Origin of the sequence: Acinetobacter sp. 766875 (assembly GCF_000582055.1) — a bacterium.
Classification (GTDB): domain Bacteria; phylum Pseudomonadota; class Gammaproteobacteria; order Pseudomonadales; family Moraxellaceae; genus Acinetobacter; species Acinetobacter nosocomialis.
On record NZ_JEXX01000005.1, the window covers coordinates 109,701 to 126,660 of the forward strand.

The following is a 16,960-nucleotide window of genomic DNA, read 5'->3' on the forward strand; positions in this document are numbered from 1 at the left end:
TGTTTTTAGGACAAAAAAGTGGAAGAAAATGCCAAAGACTTTGAAATAGGTTTTTTGGACGGTTACAACTGTTAAGCAAATAGTATTTCTTTAACTATATAGGTATATAGAAAAAGGAAATATGACTATGAATGCACCAGTGAATGTTCAGCAAGAACTTATGCCAGTGCCAGCGTCTATGCGTGAGATAGACCGTAAGCGCTATTTATGGATGATTAGTCCGGCTCTACCTGTAATTGGTTTAGGTATTTTAGCGGGATACCATTTTGGTCCACGCCCATTAAAGAAAGTATTTGCTTTAGGTGGTCCACTTTTATTACATGTTGTGATTCCTGCAATTGATACAATTATTGGTAAAGATGCGCGTAATCCAACCGATGAAGAAATTAAACTTCTTGAGAAAGATCCATATTATTCGCGTTTGGTAAAAAGTTTTATTCCATTGCAGTATGCGGCAAATATTTATGCATGTTATTTAACAAGCCGTAAAGATACTTCATTTATTGACAAAATTTTGCTTGGTATTTCCATGGGTGCCATTAATGGTATTGCAATTAATACAGCCCATGAACTAAGCCATAAACATGATCGTATCGACCATATTTTATCTCATCTTGCTTTAGTACCTACTGGTTATAACCATTTCCGTATTGAGCATCCATATGGCCATCATAAGCGTGCAGCTACTCCTGAAGATCCGGCATCTTCACGTATGGGTGAAACATTCTATGAATTTTGGCCACGTACAGTTGTTGGTTCTTTTAAATCAGCAATTGAAATTGAAAAAAATCGTTTAAAACGTAAAGGTAAAGAGTTTTGGTCACTCGATAACGAATTGCTGCAAGGCTGGGGTATGAGTGCTGCTTTCCATGCTTCTATGGTAGGAATTTTTGGTAAAGGTACGATTCCTTATTTAGCAACACAAGCATTTTACGGGATTAGTCTATTCGAAATTATTAACTATATTGAACATTATGGCTTATTGCGCCAGAAAAAAGAAAATGGTCAATATGAACGTACAATGCCAGAGCATAGCTGGAATAATAACAATGTAGTGACCAACTTATTCTTATATCAGTTACAGCGTCACTCAGATCATCATGCTTATCCAACTCGTCCATTCCAAGCATTACGTCATTTTGATGAAGCACCCGAGCTACCAAGCGGCTATGCAAGTATGTTGCTACCAGCAATGATTCCTTCATTATGGTTTAAAATGATGGATAAGCGTGTATTTAATCACTACAAAGGTGATTTAAATAAAGCGAATATTTCACCAAAACGTCGTGCAAAAATCTTCAAAAAATTTGGTGTAGTCGATAAGTCATTAAAAACTACACAAGCTGAATAATTAAAAATATATTCCTGAAATACCAAACCCTCTAGTCATGTGGTTAGAGGGTTTTATTTTTGCTAATAAGTCACAGTGCTAAGAAGCAAGGAAGTAAAAAAACTCCCTTGCAATATCTTTATTTTAGTTCACTTGAAGATTTTCCAAGCTCACGACGAGCAATAATAAGTTGCTGGATTTGTTGAGTACCTTCAAAAATATCAAGAATTTTTGAATCACGTGCCCACTTTTCAAGTAGTTCATCTTCGTTATAGCCAACACTTGCTGCTAACTCGACACATTTCAAAGTGATTTCGTTGCCTACACGACCTGCTTTTGCTTTAGCGATGGAAGCCTCTTTGGAGTTTGGTTTTTTGTTGTCTGCCATCCATGTGGCTTTCAACATAAGTAACCGTGCAGCTTCCCATTCGGCTTCCATTCGGTAAATTTGCGCAGCAAGGTTGGAAGTTTGCAAATATGGAGTCGAGTAATTGGGATCTAATTGGTCTTTAAAAATTTCTTTAATACGTTCTAAAGAAGCTTTGGCACAGCCAATTGCCATTGCGGCAACTAATGGTCGTGTATTGTCAAAGGTTTCCATTACACCGGCAAAACCTTTTGCAACATCAATTTCAGGGTTTCCGAGCAAGTTTTCAGCCGGAACACGACAGTCAGTAAAACTAATAACGGCTGTATCAGAAGCTTTGATGCCTAACTTATGTTCAAGTCGTTCAACCTTCATTCCGGGTGTGCCCTTAGGCACCACAAATGATTTGATGGCTGCACGTCCAAGTTTTCGGTCAAGTGTAGCCCATACAACCACCGAGTCCGCACGTTCACCAGAAGTTACGAAAACCTTTTCACCATTTAAAATATAGTCATTGCCATCTTTAGTTGCCGTAGTACGGATCGCAGCAGAGTCAGAACCACAGCCTGGTTCAGTAATCGCCATAGCTGCCCATGTTCCTTTAAAACGTTCTAGTTGCTCATCATTTGCGACCGCGGCAATTGCAGAGTTTCCTAAACCTTGACGTGGCATACTGAGTAATAGCCCAGTATCGCCATAGCACATTTCAATGATGCCTAACGCTGTTGACATGTTAGTTCCGTTACGGATACCTTCATTATCAGATTCACCACGTTTTCCTGCACCGGCAGCACCTGCATTAATTCCTTCACCACCTTCATTCATGCCATCAATGAGTGAAGCGAGCATATCGAGTTCTTTCGGATAAGCATGTTCTGCTTTATCGTATTTACGGGAAATAGGGCGTAATACATTGATCGCAACATCATGTGCTTGATCAATCATCATTTTGAATTTTTTTGGATTTTGTAAATTCATGAAAATATCCTCTGATTGATCTTAAGCATGTAAGCCAGAATGTAAAATTGCGGTTGCACGTAAATCACGATACCAACGTTCAACAGGGTGTTCTTTTGTGAAACCATGACCACCTAAAATTTGTACGCCATCTGTTCCTATTTTCATTGATTTTTCTGCGCAAAGAATACGAGCTAAATATGCTTCACGGTGGAATGGCTTACCTGCTTCGGCAAGGCTTGCGGCATTTAGAATCAGCATGCGCATAGCATCAATTTCAATTGCCATATCTGCAATCATGAATGCGACACTTTGACGATGTGAAATTGGTTCTCCGAAAGCAGTTCGCTCATTGGCATATTTAATACAATAGACTTTTACCGCTTCACATGTTCCTACAGCCATTGCACACCACATAAGATTGCCTAAATCTAGAAAGGCGGTGTAATCAAAATCTGTTGTGCCTAATCGTAGAGCAGGTGTATGGCTGAATTTTAAAGTAGCTGTCTCTGTTGCTTTGAGACCCATAGCAGGGGTACTTTTAATGGAAATGGTATCGCCCGCTTGAACTACAAACACATCCGGCTTGCCGTTAAAATCTGCACTCACCAAGAACACATCAGCTAAATCACCTAAAATGACTAAGGTTTTTTCACCTTCTATAAAATATTGATTATTTTCAAGAGAAGCTTTTGTTTTTAAGATATATGGGTTAAATGCCGGAGTAGCTTCTTGTACAGCGAAAGTGGCGGTAATGTCTGAGTCTTCTGCAAAGCAAGGTAAATACATTGACTGAACTTCAGTAGAACCCCAACGTGTAATAGCATTAATAACGCTAAACGTACTCAAAAGTCCTGCTGTAAGACTAAAATCACCTTCAGCTAGTTTTTCAGCAATCAATAGGTTACTTACAATATTTTGTTCAGCGGCGACACCACCTAGTGCTTCTGGAAGAGCATAATAATTTAGTCCTAAATCTTCTACATATTGCCAAAGGCTTTCTGGAAATTGACCTGCCTGATCAGCATCATGAGCTAATCCTAATAAAACTTCTTGAGCAAATTGAGACATTGCATCTGAAGTCATTTGTTGTTCTTCAGTGAGGCTTAAGTCAAATAGGTTTTTCTTCTGTTGAGGTAGACGCTGTTGGGGGATTTGCTTAGGTTTAAATGCTTTCTGAGTCTGACTTAATGCTCTAAATCCAGCTTTTGAACCTTGATAAAGAGACTTTTCAAGAAATTTACGTAGTTTGAGTTGATCAAGTACATCGCTTCCAGCTAATTTCGTGATCAGCGATAAACCCAACCCTTGGGCTTTATTGATCATATTTGTCATGATTGTGGTGTCCTAACACATTGTTATTGTTTTATGCTGACACGCTGTATAAGAAAAAACTATGTCGTTGCTGACATTCAAAAAATGAGCAGATAAATGGTAAAAGCAAAATAAGTTTTAATACATTTTATTGATTTTATAAAAGAAAAAATTTTTTTTAAAAGAACTATTTTGTTTGGATTGACTAGAATGACACGGAATCATTCTAGTCTTAATAACATTAAGCAAAGTTACGAATCATACGTCGTACATTTGTTTTGGCATCAATAACAGTCATAAATGTATATGCGCCAATAAACTTACGGCTAATAAACATAAATTCTTTTGGAGGAACCGAGAAATATCGAGACGCCATTGATTTGCTTGCTTGCTGCATAACACGACTATGTAACTGACTCTTTTTCCAGTCATAACGTTCATGTTCATCCATCAGGCCCACTGGCATATCTGAATTATTTGCAGGGGTACTGAATGCTTCTGTCGCAAGTAAAAAGACATCGGCCATGCCGGGTTTAATACTTTCAGGCATTGCATCAAAGAACTCATATCCAGTCATAGCTTGGACCATTGCATCTTTATCGTGCTGATAACCCGCTTGTATAAGATTACGCGCGACTGAGAGTAAATGTTCATCGAACTGACGGATCGCACCGAAGTCTAGTAGTACGATTTTATCCTGAATATCTTGGCCATTACCTAAACGAACAAGGTAATTACCAAAGTTAGGGTCAGTTTGCATTTCACCCCATTCAAAAATTTCACGAACTGCAATTTCTAGTGAAGCTTCACCGAGCTGATTGCGACGTTCTTGAGGAAGTGAGAGCATGACTGGACTATTAATAGGCACGCCACGTTCAAACGTCATACATAAGACCTGATCGGTACAGTATTCGTCTACAATCGTAGGGATAATGTAGCGTTCATCATCTTTTAAACGCTCAGCAAAGCGACGTGTTGTGGCTGCCTCTACGTGATAATTGACTTCACGATGCATCATTTCACGTACTTCATCAAACCACTGATCAAACTCACGTGTTTGAGGAACCATGCGTGTAAGCTTAAGCATGTTTTTAAACAGGCTCATATCGGAGTCAATTGCATTCGCAACACCAGGGTATTGAATTTTTAAAACTAACTCTAAACCGTCTGATTTACGTGTTGCGCGATGAACTTGTGCCAGAGAGGCTGTACCGATAGGCTCATGATCAATTGTTAGATCATTTAATTTAGAACCTAATTGTTCTTGCAAATGAGGTTTAATTGCTGGCCAGTCTAAAGCAACGGTCTGGTTATTTAGGGTATTTAAAGCTTGAGTGATTTCTTCTGGTAAAAAATGTTCACCATAAAGTGCCATCATTTGGCCAATCTTGACAATAGAACCTTTAAGTTTGCCAATTTCAGAAACAAGATAATTAGCTTGTTCGCTCATTGCCTTTTTACGTTTCTTCTCTTTTTCTTCTTCACTAGAAAAGAGGGAAGAGGCACTTGCAGTAGCCCAACGTGTTCCTGCCAGTAAAGAAGCTTTCGCGATTGATAAGCGTCGATCCATGGAAGAAGTTTTTAAACTCTTAAGCTTATCGTTCTGATTTGACATGAAAATAGAATCCTATGCGCATCATGCAGCCAAACGCTGGTGATCTAAAATTGTAACGAATATTACATGTTTTGAACGTATTAAAATAGTTCCCTCAGACTGAATGGTGAGTTGAAAGTCTCATTTGGGATTTTAATTTTCTAAAAATAGCCTAAGCATTAATAAGAAAATCAAAATATCCGTCATTCAGAAAAAATAAACCACTATAAAACGCCGTATCAGATACTAACCGGCAAATTACATTTTAAACTGAATTTTCAATTCAGCCTTTTGCATTAAGTGCATACGATTAGCTTGAATATGTTGAATAACCATTTGCTTGACGGAATCATGCATAAAACCAAGTGCATGAGCCTTTACAATAATGATGCTAGGCAGTGTATAGAAAAAGTACTTAACATCATCAAAAGTCGCATTATTAAAAATGCCTTGTTCGATTAAGGTCTGCTGTAAAAATTGCTTTTCATTTAATACATGATCTGAAGCCTCATCCCAAAAACGGTGACGCATTGCCATCAGATTATTGTGTTTGTAACTCATAAATTCGCCAGTTCAGACTTTAAATCTCAACTAAATATATTGGAGTCATCTACCCAATATCAAGTTTAGATTGTTTTTTGTTCGGTGTTCGTTTGATTTTTCATGTAAAGGATGTAAATAGCCTAAGTAAATTTTAAACTTTTTTTAAAATAAATATAATCAAGCTCATTTCATTAAAATCTAAAATCCTATGACTCCTGCATGTAGATTGTTAAAAAGTAACAAAATCGAATTTTCTATCCATGAGTACGAACATGACGTAAATGCTAAAAGTTTTGGTTTGGAAGCCGCAGAAAAGTTAAACCTTGATGTAAACGAGGTATTTAAAACACTTCTTGTTACCGATGAGAAAAATTATTTTGTTGCGGTTATACCAGTTAACCATCAACTCAATTTAAAAAAAGTAGCTACGGCAGTGGGCTGTAAAAAATTACAGATGGCAAATCCTAAAGATGCCGAACGTTTGACAGGGTACTTAGTGGGTGGAATTAGTCCATTAGGTCAAAAGAAACGCTTAAAGACAGTGATTGATGCCTCTGCACAAGAGTTAAGCAAAATTTATGTAAGTGGTGGTAAAAGAGGGTTAGATATTGGTTTAAATCCTAAAGACTTGGCACACATATTAACGGCGCAATTTGTAGATGTACTTGATTGATTAAAAAAAGGGCATAGCAAGTTGACACATTAAATGAAAATGATTATCATTATTATGTATTGTTTAGTTCTACCAGAAAATAACAAAAATTATATGAGTTTCTGGTATTGGTAGACCTGCAAGACATAATAAAAACAATGCAGGTTTGTTTAGCAGTAAATGGACCTAAGAAAAATAAACATGATCAGCGCATAAAAAGAACAAGCAAAAGTAGTAAGCGAGGAAGGCTTGCTACTTTTGTGCTTAAACTCAGTTTCAGAATTATCTATATTGTTCAACCTTTTTGAGTGTTTAACTCTTCTCAGTAACAGATTACTTATATTTTTGATTAAAAAATAACCACTAATGTTTCATTTATTATCATCCTGCCTTTTTTAGCAATTTTTTGTATACCCTGAATAAAACATGATCAAAAAAAGAGGTAAAAACGTGCTTATTTTTCATGGAAAACCTGTTCATGGAGCTATCTTCGATATGGATGGGACAATGTTTGATACTGAAAGGTTACGGTTTCAAACATTGCAACAGGCATCTCAAGAACTCATTGGGCAGGAGTTTTCACACGAATATTTAATGCAATGTTTGGGGTTAAGTGCGACTACAGCGGAAAATCTTGCACAACGTTTATACGGAGTAGATGTTCCATATAAGGAAATTCGAAAACGTGCTGACGAAATGGAACTAGAACATATTCGAAAACACGGTGTGCCTATTAAAAAAGGTTTGGTTCAAGTTCTAGAGCGTTTAAGAAAATCTGGTTTAAGAATGGCGGTGGCTACTTCAAGCCGTAGAGCAATTGCCGAAGAATATTTAATTAATGCAAATGTATATAAATTTTTTGATGTTATTACTTGTGGGGATGAAGTAGAACAAGGGAAGCCACATCCAGAAATCTTTTTAAAAGCGGCTAGTCAACTTCATTTAGACGCTAACCAATGTTTAATGTTTGAAGATTCGGAAAATGGTTTAACTTCAGCTCATACATCGAAAGGACTAACAATTTTATTAAAAGATATTAAAGAACCCAATGACGAAATGCTGGAAAAAGCGCATTTTTATTATGACCAGATGTATGATTTTTTAACCGACCTCGACCAATTTATTCCTGTTATGGATATGCCTGAGATACAGGAACCTTTTCCGCAAAGTCTGAATCAGCTTACTGTTGGAATACATGGTTTTGGTGCTATTGGTGGCGGTTATATAGCGCAAATCTTGTCGCATTGGGATGGTTATACGAAACCAAAACGTATTATTGCGTCAACACGAAATAGTCTTTTCCGCGAAGCTGTAAATGCGTTTGGTACCTATAGTATTCGCTATGGGCAATTTTCTTATGATGAACGTATTGAGAATATGACCATTGTTGACTCTGACAATGAACAACAAATGTTAGAGATGTACACTCACTCAAGTTTGATTGCATTATGTTTGCCCGAGCAAGCAATTGAAACTGAATCAAAGATAATTGCAAAAGGGTTATATGCGCGTTTTAATTCGCAACTTGAAACATGTATACAACCGTTAACCTTTCTAATTATTTTAAATAAGGTTGGTGCGAAATATTTGGTGATGAAGCATCTTAAAGAAGCTATGCTCGAGTTAACTAACGATGAAGATGTCACCGAGCATATTTTAAAAGAGCATTACTTTTGCGACACCGTAGTTAATCGCATGGTTTCAAAACTTTCTAATCAGAATTTATATCGTCAACTTCGTATTAAACATAATTTTCTTGAACAGCATTTAGAAGATGTGGAGCAAGAAGATCAAACCGAAATTGAAGACTGTAATAAACTGACTCAAGATCAGCAAAATCAGGCTTCTATCTATGTTGATAATATGCGCCGTAATTTCCAGCCGGGACATATCTTACAAAGCATGGATTTAATTTTATTCCATAGTGAAACTGATATGCCAATCTATGTAGAGAAAGGCAGTCCTTTACTTGAAAAGTTACGTCAGGTGGTTTTGGTTGACCAAATTACTGACATTCAACTCATTAAAAACCGTTTATGGAATGGTGTACATGCGATGCTTGCTTGGTATGCATCTTTAATGGGTTATGAATCTATTGGCGTTGCCATGGGCGATCATTCAGTTAAAGCATTTGCAGAAAACTTAATTGCAGAAGTGAAGCAGGGACTTGCAATTGTATTACCTAACTATGCAAAAGATCTGGATCGAATGTCACAAAGTTTTCTAGACTCATGTGAATATGCATTTAAAGATCCTTGTCAACGCGTAGCTAGAGATCCACTACGTAAACTCAATCATAATGAACGTGTCATGGCATCAATTGCAGTGAATATTCGTCATGATTTGCCTTATAAAAATTTATTAAAAGGTGCTGCTTTAGGTTATGCCTATGCAATTCAATTTTTAGAAATTGAAGAGACTAAAGCAGTTGAACATCTGCAGCAGCAAATTCAGAACCTAGACTTGAGTACAACTCAAAGAAGACAGCTTGAAGTTAAGTTGGTTCAACTTATCCAATATTTGTTTTCTGAACAAGATAAACAACCTTTGGACATTAAGTTGAACAATGCCAAAACTACACTCACTTAATATGTTTGAGTTTGCTTATTGAATTAACCTCAACAATTGAAAGGCAAACATGTTTTAATACGAAATTTGAATGATTTTGAATTAAAACTGTGCTGTTAAAACCCTCCACACTCATGGTGCCGACGTCTATGCGGGATTATCCTGAATGGCACCTTGGGCGTCAAAGTTACGCTTTATGGTATCTAGAAATTAATGATCAGAAATTAGTTCATTATCTAGATCAATTGCGTGCGCATTTTTCAGAATTTCTAGTAGAGCCTAATCACCGTCAATATCATGTCACGCTGTTTATATGCGGTTTTTTGACTTATGAAACTAAAGTTCACTGTGATGATTTTAGTTTTACTGAATTTGAGCAGCATAAGAAAGTTCTAATACAAGAAAACTTTGTCCCATTTCAATTAAAAATTGGATCAGTTGATAGCTTTAGTAGTGCTTTATTTATAGAAGTCCAAGACACCGAAAATATCTTATCTCTCATACGGCAAAAATTAGGCACAGTTTCTAATGAAATTGCCGCTTTAGATTACTATCCGCACATTACATTGGGTTTGTATAAAAAAGACTATAGTAGTGATTTGATTTTACAAAAAATTTCTCAATTACCTGTACAATACGATCAGGCTGAATTTGATCTTAAAGTTGAGCATTTAACCTTTGGTTATTATGAGGCTCAAATTTTACAAGGGCAGCTGTATCCGTATCAGCATTTGTTTTTAGGTGAGCCATGTTGCAATTGATTTTAGGTGGTGCTCGTTCTGGTAAAAGCCGACTGGCTGAACAAACGGCCATATCTATGCAATTAGCTGTCACTTATGTGGCGACGGCGCAAGCACTTGACTCTGAAATGCAAAGTCGAATTGCACATCATCAAAATCAGCGACCTATTCACTGGGCATTGGTTGAGGAACCATTATTTTTAGCAAAAGCTCTGCAAGAAATTGATCGACCTAACCAAATTATTCTGGTGGATTGTTTAACACTTTGGCTAACCAATTTGTTACTTTTAGAAGATAAAAACGTTCAACAATTTGAGTGTGAACAGCTGTTAAAAGTTTTACCTACACTCCAGTCAGAAATTATTTTAGTAAGTAATGAAACGGGTTTAGGCATTGTGCCACTCGGTGAGATAAGCCGCCGTTTTGTCGACGAAGCAGGAAGGCTACATCAAGCCTTAGGGCAAATTGCAGATAAGGTTGTGTTTTGTGTGGCGGGGTTTCCAATGATTTTAAAAGGTGATAAATAAAAATGAACTGGTGGTTAGAATCTGTACAGAAACCTAATCTGGACGCAAAACAACAAGCGGAGCAACACCAACTCCAGCTTACTAAACCTACAGGTGCCTTAGGAGATTTAGAGCAGATTGCAATTACACTTGCTAGTTTACAGTCAAATGCACATCCACAAGTTAACCATCCCTGGATTACAATTTTTGCAGGTGATCATGGTGTAGTTGAAGAAAATATCTCTGCATACCCTCAAGCTGTTACCCGTCAAATGTTGCAAAATTTCACAACTGGCGGTGCAGCAATCAGTGTCATTGCTAAATATCATCAAGCCCATTTACAAGTCATTGACTGTGGCACAGTAGGCGAAACATACGAATATGCAGGTGTTGAACGTCACTGTATTCGTGCCGGCACAGCAAATTTTGCCAAACAAGCTGCAATGAATGCTGATGAGTGCCGTGCTGCCTTAGAGTTAGGGAAAAAAAGTGTAGATACTGCTAAAGCGAATGGTGCAGATATTTATATTGCGGGTGAAATGGGTATTGGAAATACCTGTTCAGCTTCTGCGTTAGCCTGTCTTTTACTAAATGATACGGCTGAGCAATTAACGGGAGTTGGTACAGGAATTGGTGCCGATCAGTTAAGACATAAAATTGAAGTAATTGAAAAGGCAATTGAACTTCACCATAAACATGTCATTGGTGATGTCTTTAAAACACTATGTGCTGTAGGTGGTTTGGAAATTGCGGCAATTACAGGTGCTTATATTCGCTGTGCGCAAGTGGGTTTACCTGTGATTGTGGATGGTTTTATTAGTTCTGTAGCCGCTTTATGTGCGGTACGAATGAACCCTAAAGTACGTGACTGGATGTTATTTGGTCATCAATCGGCTGAGTATGGACACCTACGTATTTTACAAGAACTTAATGCTGACCCGATTTTGAAGATGAACTTGCGTTTAGGCGAAGGTAGTGGGGCTGGTACTGCCTTGGCATTAGTTAACATGGCATGTGTCTTACATAACCAAATGGCTACCTTTGCTCAAGCTGCTGTAAGCGGGGATAAAATTGGGTAAATTTAGGATCGATTTGCTCAGACATGGTGAAAGTCAGTATAGCCATACTTTACGTGGGCATTTAGATGATGAGTTAACAGCAAAAGGTTGGCAGCAAATGCAGTCAACCATTGAGCAAGTCACAGACCAGTCATGGGAGATTATTGTAAGTTCCTCATTAAAACGATGTGCTTGTTTTGCTGAGGAACTTGCCAAAACAGCAGAACTCCCTTTACTTATAAATCATGACTTAAAAGAAATGTATTTTGGGGAATGGGAAGGTATCTCAACTCAGCAAATTTATGAAACTTCACCTGAATTACTTGCAAACTTTTGGCAAAAACCAAGTCAATATTGTCCACCTCGCGCTGAAACATTAAACCAGTTTCAAAAAAGGGTTCTGAAAGGGTTTCAGGATTTGGTTACGCATATGCAAAAACATAATTTACAGCATGCGTTAGTTGTTACTCATGGGGGGGTGATTAAACTATTGGCTTGTTTAGCCGAGCAGCAACCTTTAGATGACTTACTTAAAATATCGGCAGAGCTTGGGAAATTATATTCTTTTGAATTTTCTGAAGCAGATGGTCAATTAACTTTTATGTTGAGATAGATGAATTTTATATTTTTATACACTTGTAAGTTATTATTTTTATAAAGATATTTTAAACTATGTAATAGAACTGTCATTACTAAAAATTAAGCTATTGGCATTTATTAATTAATTACTTATTTGGCTTATGAATATTTTATTTAAAACTAGTGTGCTTGCAGCTTCATTATTGCTCGTGGCTTGTAATAATAATGATGATCAAGAAGTTCAAACTCCACCATCTACAAATTCATCAAAATATTATCAAACCAAAACACCTTATCAACCACAGCAAGATCTAAAAAATTATGAGCAAGCTCCAAATGGGTTCCAGCCAGTTTTTACAGAATTGGTTGCGCGACACGGTTCGAGAGGACTATCAAGTCTTAAATATGATTTAGCACTTTATAATTTATGGAAACAGGCGAAAACAGAAAATGCTTTAACGCCTTTGGGTGAGCAATTAGGTGCTGACTTGGAAGCCACGATGAAAGCCAATATTTTATTGGGCTATGGGGTTGAAGGTATTCGCCAATACGGTTATGGAAATGAAACCATGACCGGTATTTTAGAACACCGCGGGATTGCCGATCGCTTATTACAGCGCTTGCCAACACTTGTAAACTCTCAAGCATCTATATTGGTACAAAGTTCTGGGGTAGATCGCGCAGTGGATAGTGCTAAATTCTTCACTGCTGAACTGATAAAACAACAGCCTCAGCTGAAAGATAAAATTGTTCCTGTGTCTTATACCAATTTATCGAGTTCAAGTGTTCCTAGTCTTGTAGACGGGGGTGTTGATCGTTTTAAACTTTATTTTCATAGTCTAAATGCGACTGAAGATTTAACTCAACCACTTAGTGCTAGCCAACAAAAAATTTATGATGCTAGTCAGGCCTATCAAGATTTCGAAGCAAACAATAAAGATTTAGCCCAAAAGTTGAGTGAGTTATCGAAGAATACTCAAGCAGAAAAAATTGCCCAGTCCGTACTCACTCCGATTTCTAAAGCAGACTTTATTAAAAAACTTGGTACGACAGGTTATAGTTTTAGCAATAATGGGTCTTTTACAGTAACTTCACCAAAAGGTGAGCAAATTACAGAAAAAGGTAAGGGTAAAAATACCATTGCTAGTGCAGTAGATGCTGCGGCTTATGTTTATGAGCTTTATTCAATTTCTGGTGGTATGAAAGATGAGTTAAAAGGTGTTGATTTTGATAAATATATGCCTTTGGAAGCCGCAAAATTTTATGCTGAATTTAATGATGCCAATGATTTTTATGAAAAAGGTCCAAGTTTCACAGAGTCGAACCAAGTTACAAGTGAAATTGCTCAAGGACTCAAACAAGATTTATTCCAACAAGTTGATGCTATTGTAAATAAAGCTCAACCATATAAAGCAGTTTTACGTTTTGCCCATGCTGAAATTATTATTCCTCTGGCAACTAGCTTGGATTTGCATAATATGATGCAGCCTTTACCACTACGCCAGACTTATAACTATTCAACAAGTACATGGCGTGGTGAAATAGTTTCACCTATGGCAGCCAACATACAGTGGGATGTTTATCAAAATAGTCAAGGCTCGACTTTAGTGAAGATGCTTTATAACGAAAAAGAGACTTTATTTAAATCTGCGTGTAACTATGCGCGTTACACACCAACTAGTTTTTACTACGACTACATCAAATTAAAGCAGTGCTATCAAATACAGTAGTTTTTCACAGTTTTTGAAGTGTTTAATGGGAATAGGGATTGCTATTCCCATTTTTATTTCCTCATAATTCAGTTTGTTTTTATATATAGATCAGTTAGAGAGTGGGATATGACACCTTTTTGGATTGCATTGCAATTTTTAACTGTTCTACCTATTGAGTTAAAGACTAAACCAACGGCGCAACAAAATGCTCGGGCTATTTTGTTTTATCCACTGGTTGGGATGATTATTGGTGGCATACTTTTTCTTGTTGCCTGTCTTTTAGCCAAATTACCCGTTGTTTTACTTGCCGCAATTATACTTACTTTATGGATTTGGCTGACTGGGGGATTGCATCTAGATGGACTGGCCGACACAGCTGACGCTTGGGTAGGTGGCTTTGGGGATAAACAACGTACTTTACAAATCATGAAAGATCCGAGCTGCGGCCCAATTGGAGTGCTGAGCTTAGTTATCATTTGTTTGCTTAAGTTTGCTTTGGTCTTGGTATTGATTGAACAACATCAAACGCTATTCTTAGTATTTGTTCCTACACTTGGACGTGTGGTGCCATCTATTTTGTTTTTAACTACACCATATGTTCGCGAAAAAGGCTTAGGTCGTTCTTTGACAGACCATTTGCCTAAAACTGTTTCATGGATAGTAGCTGCATTAATTTTACTGTTACCTTTGTATTGGGAATGGCAAGGGCTGATAGCGGTAATTGGTTTTTTAATAAGCCTGATTTATTTAAGATATCTGTTTATAAAACGAATTGATGGCATTACGGGAGATACCGTGGGCGCTACGATTGAAATTAGTGAAACCGTTCTGCTTTTTACTTTTGTCTTAAGTTGTTTTTATTTATAGTTAAATTAAGCGTTTGTGGCCAGTTGTGACCACAAACTTAAATTTACTTAATTACCAAAATGATAGCGTAGACCTATTAAATATGTACGTGGAGCTGCCGGTGTATAGCTCACTTCATTATTACTAAAAGAAGTGCTTTCAGCATAATGTGTATCTGCCACATTTAAAATCTGACCATATATTTCATAGGCCTTTTTAAGATAGTTTGCACGCAGGTTGAGTACCGTATGACCATCATATTTTTGAGTATTGGCGTCATTAATCCAATATGAACCTACATATACACCTTCTGCTGAGAGTAATAATTCGGGGATTGGCTTAATTTGATATTCAAGCGTACCAAAAGTTTTTGGTGCGCTCGGCATATCATTTCCACTGTAGTCAATAGTAGCTGACGGCTGGAATTGTTCATAACGATGGCGAGCCCAGCTACCTGAAATTTTCAATTTTTGGTCAAACTGATCGGAAATTTGCCAAGTTCCACCGACTTCAATACCTTCATGAAGAGTTTTACCTGCATTACGTGGTTCACGGGTATTATCGGGTTTAGTATAACTAATTACTTCATCTTCGCCATTTAAACGATAAAGCGTAATTTCACCATCTAATCGGTCATTGAATGTTTGAAAACGGACACCTGCATCAATATTGGTAAAAGTTGCTTCAGTTAAATTCGGAGTAACTAAATTTGCGCCGTAAAGGCTACTGACCTCTGGTGGAACAAAGCCTTGTGACCAGTTTGTATAGAAGTCGATTTGAGGAGTAATATTCCAAATTGCTCCTAATTTTGGACTAGCCTTATGAAAATTTCTTGTTTCATCTGGAGCGCCAGTAACATTAGAAGGGGTTAGATTATTCTGATAGTCATAACGAATCCAATCATAACGTGTGCCGCCGACTAAGTTTAAGTTAGGCAAAGCTTGCCAATTTACTTGAGCATAGATCGCTTCATTATCAACGTCGACATCAAAATCACGTAAAAGCTTTCGCTGTTTAAAACTCGTATAAATACGTGTAACAGGATCTCGAAAAACTTCAATATCATTAGTTCTGCCCTGAGTCGGTGAGTGCTCAGCCATACTACCTACGACTAACTTGAATTGGCCTAAAGTTGCTGAGTGTTGTAGGTTGACTCCATAGGACTGAAAACTATTATAAGTGGTCTGCCCGCTGTAAGTTCCTGTTGCAACTCCATCTTTCTTGTCAGTTTTTATGTTATAGCTTGGATTTTGCTCGGTTGTATTATCCCGATAATATAAAGTGATTTGACTTTGCTGTTGATCATTCCAGTCATGACTTAGTTGGGAGGATATACGTGTTGCATCTACTTCCCGGTAAGTAAATGTCTGATAGCTATAGCCAGGCCGTTGGCTATAATCTTCAGTATTTAAGCTACCCGTCATATCTACATATAAGTGGTTATAGGTAAATATATTTTTCAGTTTAGTTGAATCAGAAATTTGCCAGTCATGACGTGCTGTAATGCTTTGTTTATCCGCTTCGGCATGATCTTGCCAGCTATCACCACGATCACTGGCATAGGCAGAAACTCTTAACCCATGGGTGCCAGTACGAGTATCAAAGGTATCAGAAGCTCCCACGTCAACACGGCGATAACCTTCACTACTTGCGCTCAGACTAATATCTGCTGTTGGTGTGGCACTCGGCGCCTTGGTTAAAAAGTTGAGGGTTCCGCCAATTGCATTACTTCCATAAACACTACTTGCTGGTCCACGTAAAATCTCAATATTGTCTACACCCGCCATATTCATCTCATACAGGGCATTATGGTTAAACACACCTACAGGTCGAATTGAAAGGCCATCTTCTAGATATTGATAAACAGCAGCAGTAGTCATGGGTTGGCGTATAGACATCATGTGCTGTTCATTACCAAGATCATTCATCAAGACTCCTGGTGTTTGGTTTACAAGTTGTCCAATAAAAGTGGCATGTTTATTCTCTATTTGCTCACTATTGATTTGGCTAATTGCAGCTGGAGTTTTATTCAGTATTTCACCTTCGCGACTTGCCGTAACCACAATAGTCGCTAAGGTTTTTGTGTCATTGTTTGCTGGTGTTAAGTCTTCAGCAAAAACTAGAGAGCTAGATGAAGCAGATAAGCATGCTGCGCTTAAAACAGATAAGCGAAATTTGAGGGATGACATAGAAT

The 16,960-nt window shown here is 37.5% G+C and carries 14 protein-coding genes; 9 read left to right on the top strand and 5 right to left on the bottom strand.

Annotation, left to right across the window (positions count from 1 at the left end; genetic code table 11):
• The first annotated feature begins 127 nt into the window (after positions 1-127).
• The gene (locus J576_RS06770; protein WP_002050032.1) at positions 128-1,351 is read left to right on the top strand and encodes an alkane 1-monooxygenase; all 1,224 of its coding nucleotides are present in this window, start codon (positions 128-130) and stop codon (positions 1,349-1,351) included.
• Between the two features lie 118 nt (positions 1,352-1,469).
• Here J576_RS06770 and J576_RS06775 read toward each other — a convergent pair whose 3' ends face one another.
• The 4 genes from J576_RS06775 to J576_RS06790 form a co-directional block, all read right to left on the bottom strand.
• A complete protein-coding gene (locus tag J576_RS06775; RefSeq protein WP_002050192.1) occupies positions 1,470-2,675 on the bottom strand; it encodes an acyl-CoA dehydrogenase family protein in 1,206 nt (401 codons plus the stop codon).
• Positions 2,676-2,696: 21 nt separating this feature from the next.
• Positions 2,697-3,980: an acyl-CoA dehydrogenase family protein gene (locus J576_RS06780; protein WP_171062648.1), complete on the bottom strand. Its 1,284-nt coding sequence runs from the start codon at positions 3,978-3,980 to the stop codon at positions 2,697-2,699.
• A gap of 229 nt (positions 3,981-4,209) precedes the next feature.
• Positions 4,210-5,583, bottom strand: a complete 1,374-nt coding sequence (locus J576_RS06785; protein WP_002049923.1) for an ABC1 kinase family protein — start codon at positions 5,581-5,583, stop codon at positions 4,210-4,212.
• Between the two features lie 237 nt (positions 5,584-5,820).
• On the bottom strand, positions 5,821-6,123 hold the full coding sequence (locus J576_RS06790) for a hypothetical protein (protein WP_002049983.1): 303 nt from the start codon (positions 6,121-6,123) through the stop codon (positions 5,821-5,823).
• A gap of 190 nt (positions 6,124-6,313) precedes the next feature.
• Here J576_RS06790 and ybaK point away from each other — a divergent pair, with 190 nt between their 5' ends.
• From ybaK to J576_RS06830, 8 genes are all read left to right on the top strand, one after another.
• The gene (ybaK, locus tag J576_RS06795; protein ID WP_002050177.1) at positions 6,314-6,778 is read left to right on the top strand and encodes a Cys-tRNA(Pro) deacylase; all 465 of its coding nucleotides are present in this window, start codon (positions 6,314-6,316) and stop codon (positions 6,776-6,778) included.
• 429 nt (positions 6,779-7,207) lie between these two features.
• Positions 7,208-9,346 (top strand): bifunctional mannitol-1-phosphate dehydrogenase/phosphatase, encoded by a 2,139-nt coding sequence (gene mtlD, locus J576_RS06800; RefSeq protein ID WP_031951103.1) that lies wholly within the window; start codon positions 7,208-7,210, stop codon positions 9,344-9,346.
• Positions 9,347-9,459: 113 nt separating this feature from the next.
• Positions 9,460-10,086, top strand: coding sequence for a 2'-5' RNA ligase family protein (locus J576_RS06805; protein WP_025467818.1), 627 nt, complete (start codon positions 9,460-9,462; stop codon positions 10,084-10,086).
• Positions 10,074-10,592: a bifunctional adenosylcobinamide kinase/adenosylcobinamide-phosphate guanylyltransferase gene (gene cobU, locus J576_RS06810; RefSeq protein WP_002050208.1), complete on the top strand. Its 519-nt coding sequence runs from the start codon at positions 10,074-10,076 to the stop codon at positions 10,590-10,592. Before J576_RS06805 ends, cobU begins: the two co-directional genes overlap by 13 nt.
• Before the next feature lie 2 nt (positions 10,593-10,594).
• On the top strand, positions 10,595-11,650 hold the full coding sequence (gene cobT / locus J576_RS06815) for a nicotinate-nucleotide--dimethylbenzimidazole phosphoribosyltransferase (RefSeq protein WP_002050222.1): 1,056 nt from the start codon (positions 10,595-10,597) through the stop codon (positions 11,648-11,650).
• Positions 11,643-12,242: a histidine phosphatase family protein gene (locus tag J576_RS06820; RefSeq protein WP_025467819.1), complete on the top strand. Its 600-nt coding sequence runs from the start codon at positions 11,643-11,645 to the stop codon at positions 12,240-12,242. Before cobT ends, J576_RS06820 begins: the two co-directional genes overlap by 8 nt.
• Before the next feature lie 127 nt (positions 12,243-12,369).
• Complete coding sequence (locus J576_RS06825; RefSeq protein WP_033855536.1) at positions 12,370-13,938, top strand: histidine-type phosphatase; 1,569 nt, start codon at positions 12,370-12,372, stop codon at positions 13,936-13,938.
• A 108-nt stretch (positions 13,939-14,046) separates the two neighbouring features.
• A complete protein-coding gene (locus tag J576_RS06830) occupies positions 14,047-14,787 on the top strand; it encodes an adenosylcobinamide-GDP ribazoletransferase (RefSeq protein ID WP_002049817.1) in 741 nt (246 codons plus the stop codon).
• A gap of 47 nt (positions 14,788-14,834) precedes the next feature.
• Here the strand turns inward: J576_RS06830 and J576_RS06835 are convergent, their stop codons facing one another.
• A complete protein-coding gene (locus J576_RS06835) occupies positions 14,835-16,955 on the bottom strand; it encodes a TonB-dependent receptor (RefSeq protein WP_002050135.1) in 2,121 nt (706 codons plus the stop codon).
• Between the last annotated feature and the right edge of the window lie 5 nt (positions 16,956-16,960).

Excerpts from the sequence above, each read along its gene's own strand:
- J576_RS06770 (WP_002050032.1), top strand. The coding sequence starts at position 128 with ATGAATGCACCAGTGAATGTTCAGCAAGAACTTATGCCAGTGCCAGCG.
- J576_RS06775 (WP_002050192.1), bottom strand. The coding sequence starts at position 2,675 with ATGAATTTACAAAATCCAAAAAAATTCAAAATGATGATTGATCAAGCA.
- J576_RS06780 (WP_171062648.1), bottom strand. The coding sequence starts at position 3,980 with ATGATCAATAAAGCCCAAGGGTTGGGTTTATCGCTGATCACGAAATTA.
- J576_RS06785 (WP_002049923.1), bottom strand. The coding sequence starts at position 5,583 with ATGTCAAATCAGAACGATAAGCTTAAGAGTTTAAAAACTTCTTCCATG.
- J576_RS06790 (WP_002049983.1), bottom strand. The coding sequence starts at position 6,123 with ATGAGTTACAAACACAATAATCTGATGGCAATGCGTCACCGTTTTTGG.
- ybaK (WP_002050177.1), top strand. The coding sequence starts at position 6,314 with ATGACTCCTGCATGTAGATTGTTAAAAAGTAACAAAATCGAATTTTCT.
- J576_RS06805 (WP_025467818.1), top strand. The coding sequence starts at position 9,460 with ATGGTGCCGACGTCTATGCGGGATTATCCTGAATGGCACCTTGGGCGT.
- cobU (WP_002050208.1), top strand. The coding sequence starts at position 10,074 with ATGTTGCAATTGATTTTAGGTGGTGCTCGTTCTGGTAAAAGCCGACTG.
- cobT (WP_002050222.1), top strand. The coding sequence starts at position 10,595 with ATGAACTGGTGGTTAGAATCTGTACAGAAACCTAATCTGGACGCAAAA.
- J576_RS06825 (WP_033855536.1), top strand. The coding sequence starts at position 12,370 with ATGAATATTTTATTTAAAACTAGTGTGCTTGCAGCTTCATTATTGCTC.
- J576_RS06830 (WP_002049817.1), top strand. The coding sequence starts at position 14,047 with ATGACACCTTTTTGGATTGCATTGCAATTTTTAACTGTTCTACCTATT.
- J576_RS06835 (WP_002050135.1), bottom strand. The coding sequence starts at position 16,955 with ATGTCATCCCTCAAATTTCGCTTATCTGTTTTAAGCGCAGCATGCTTA.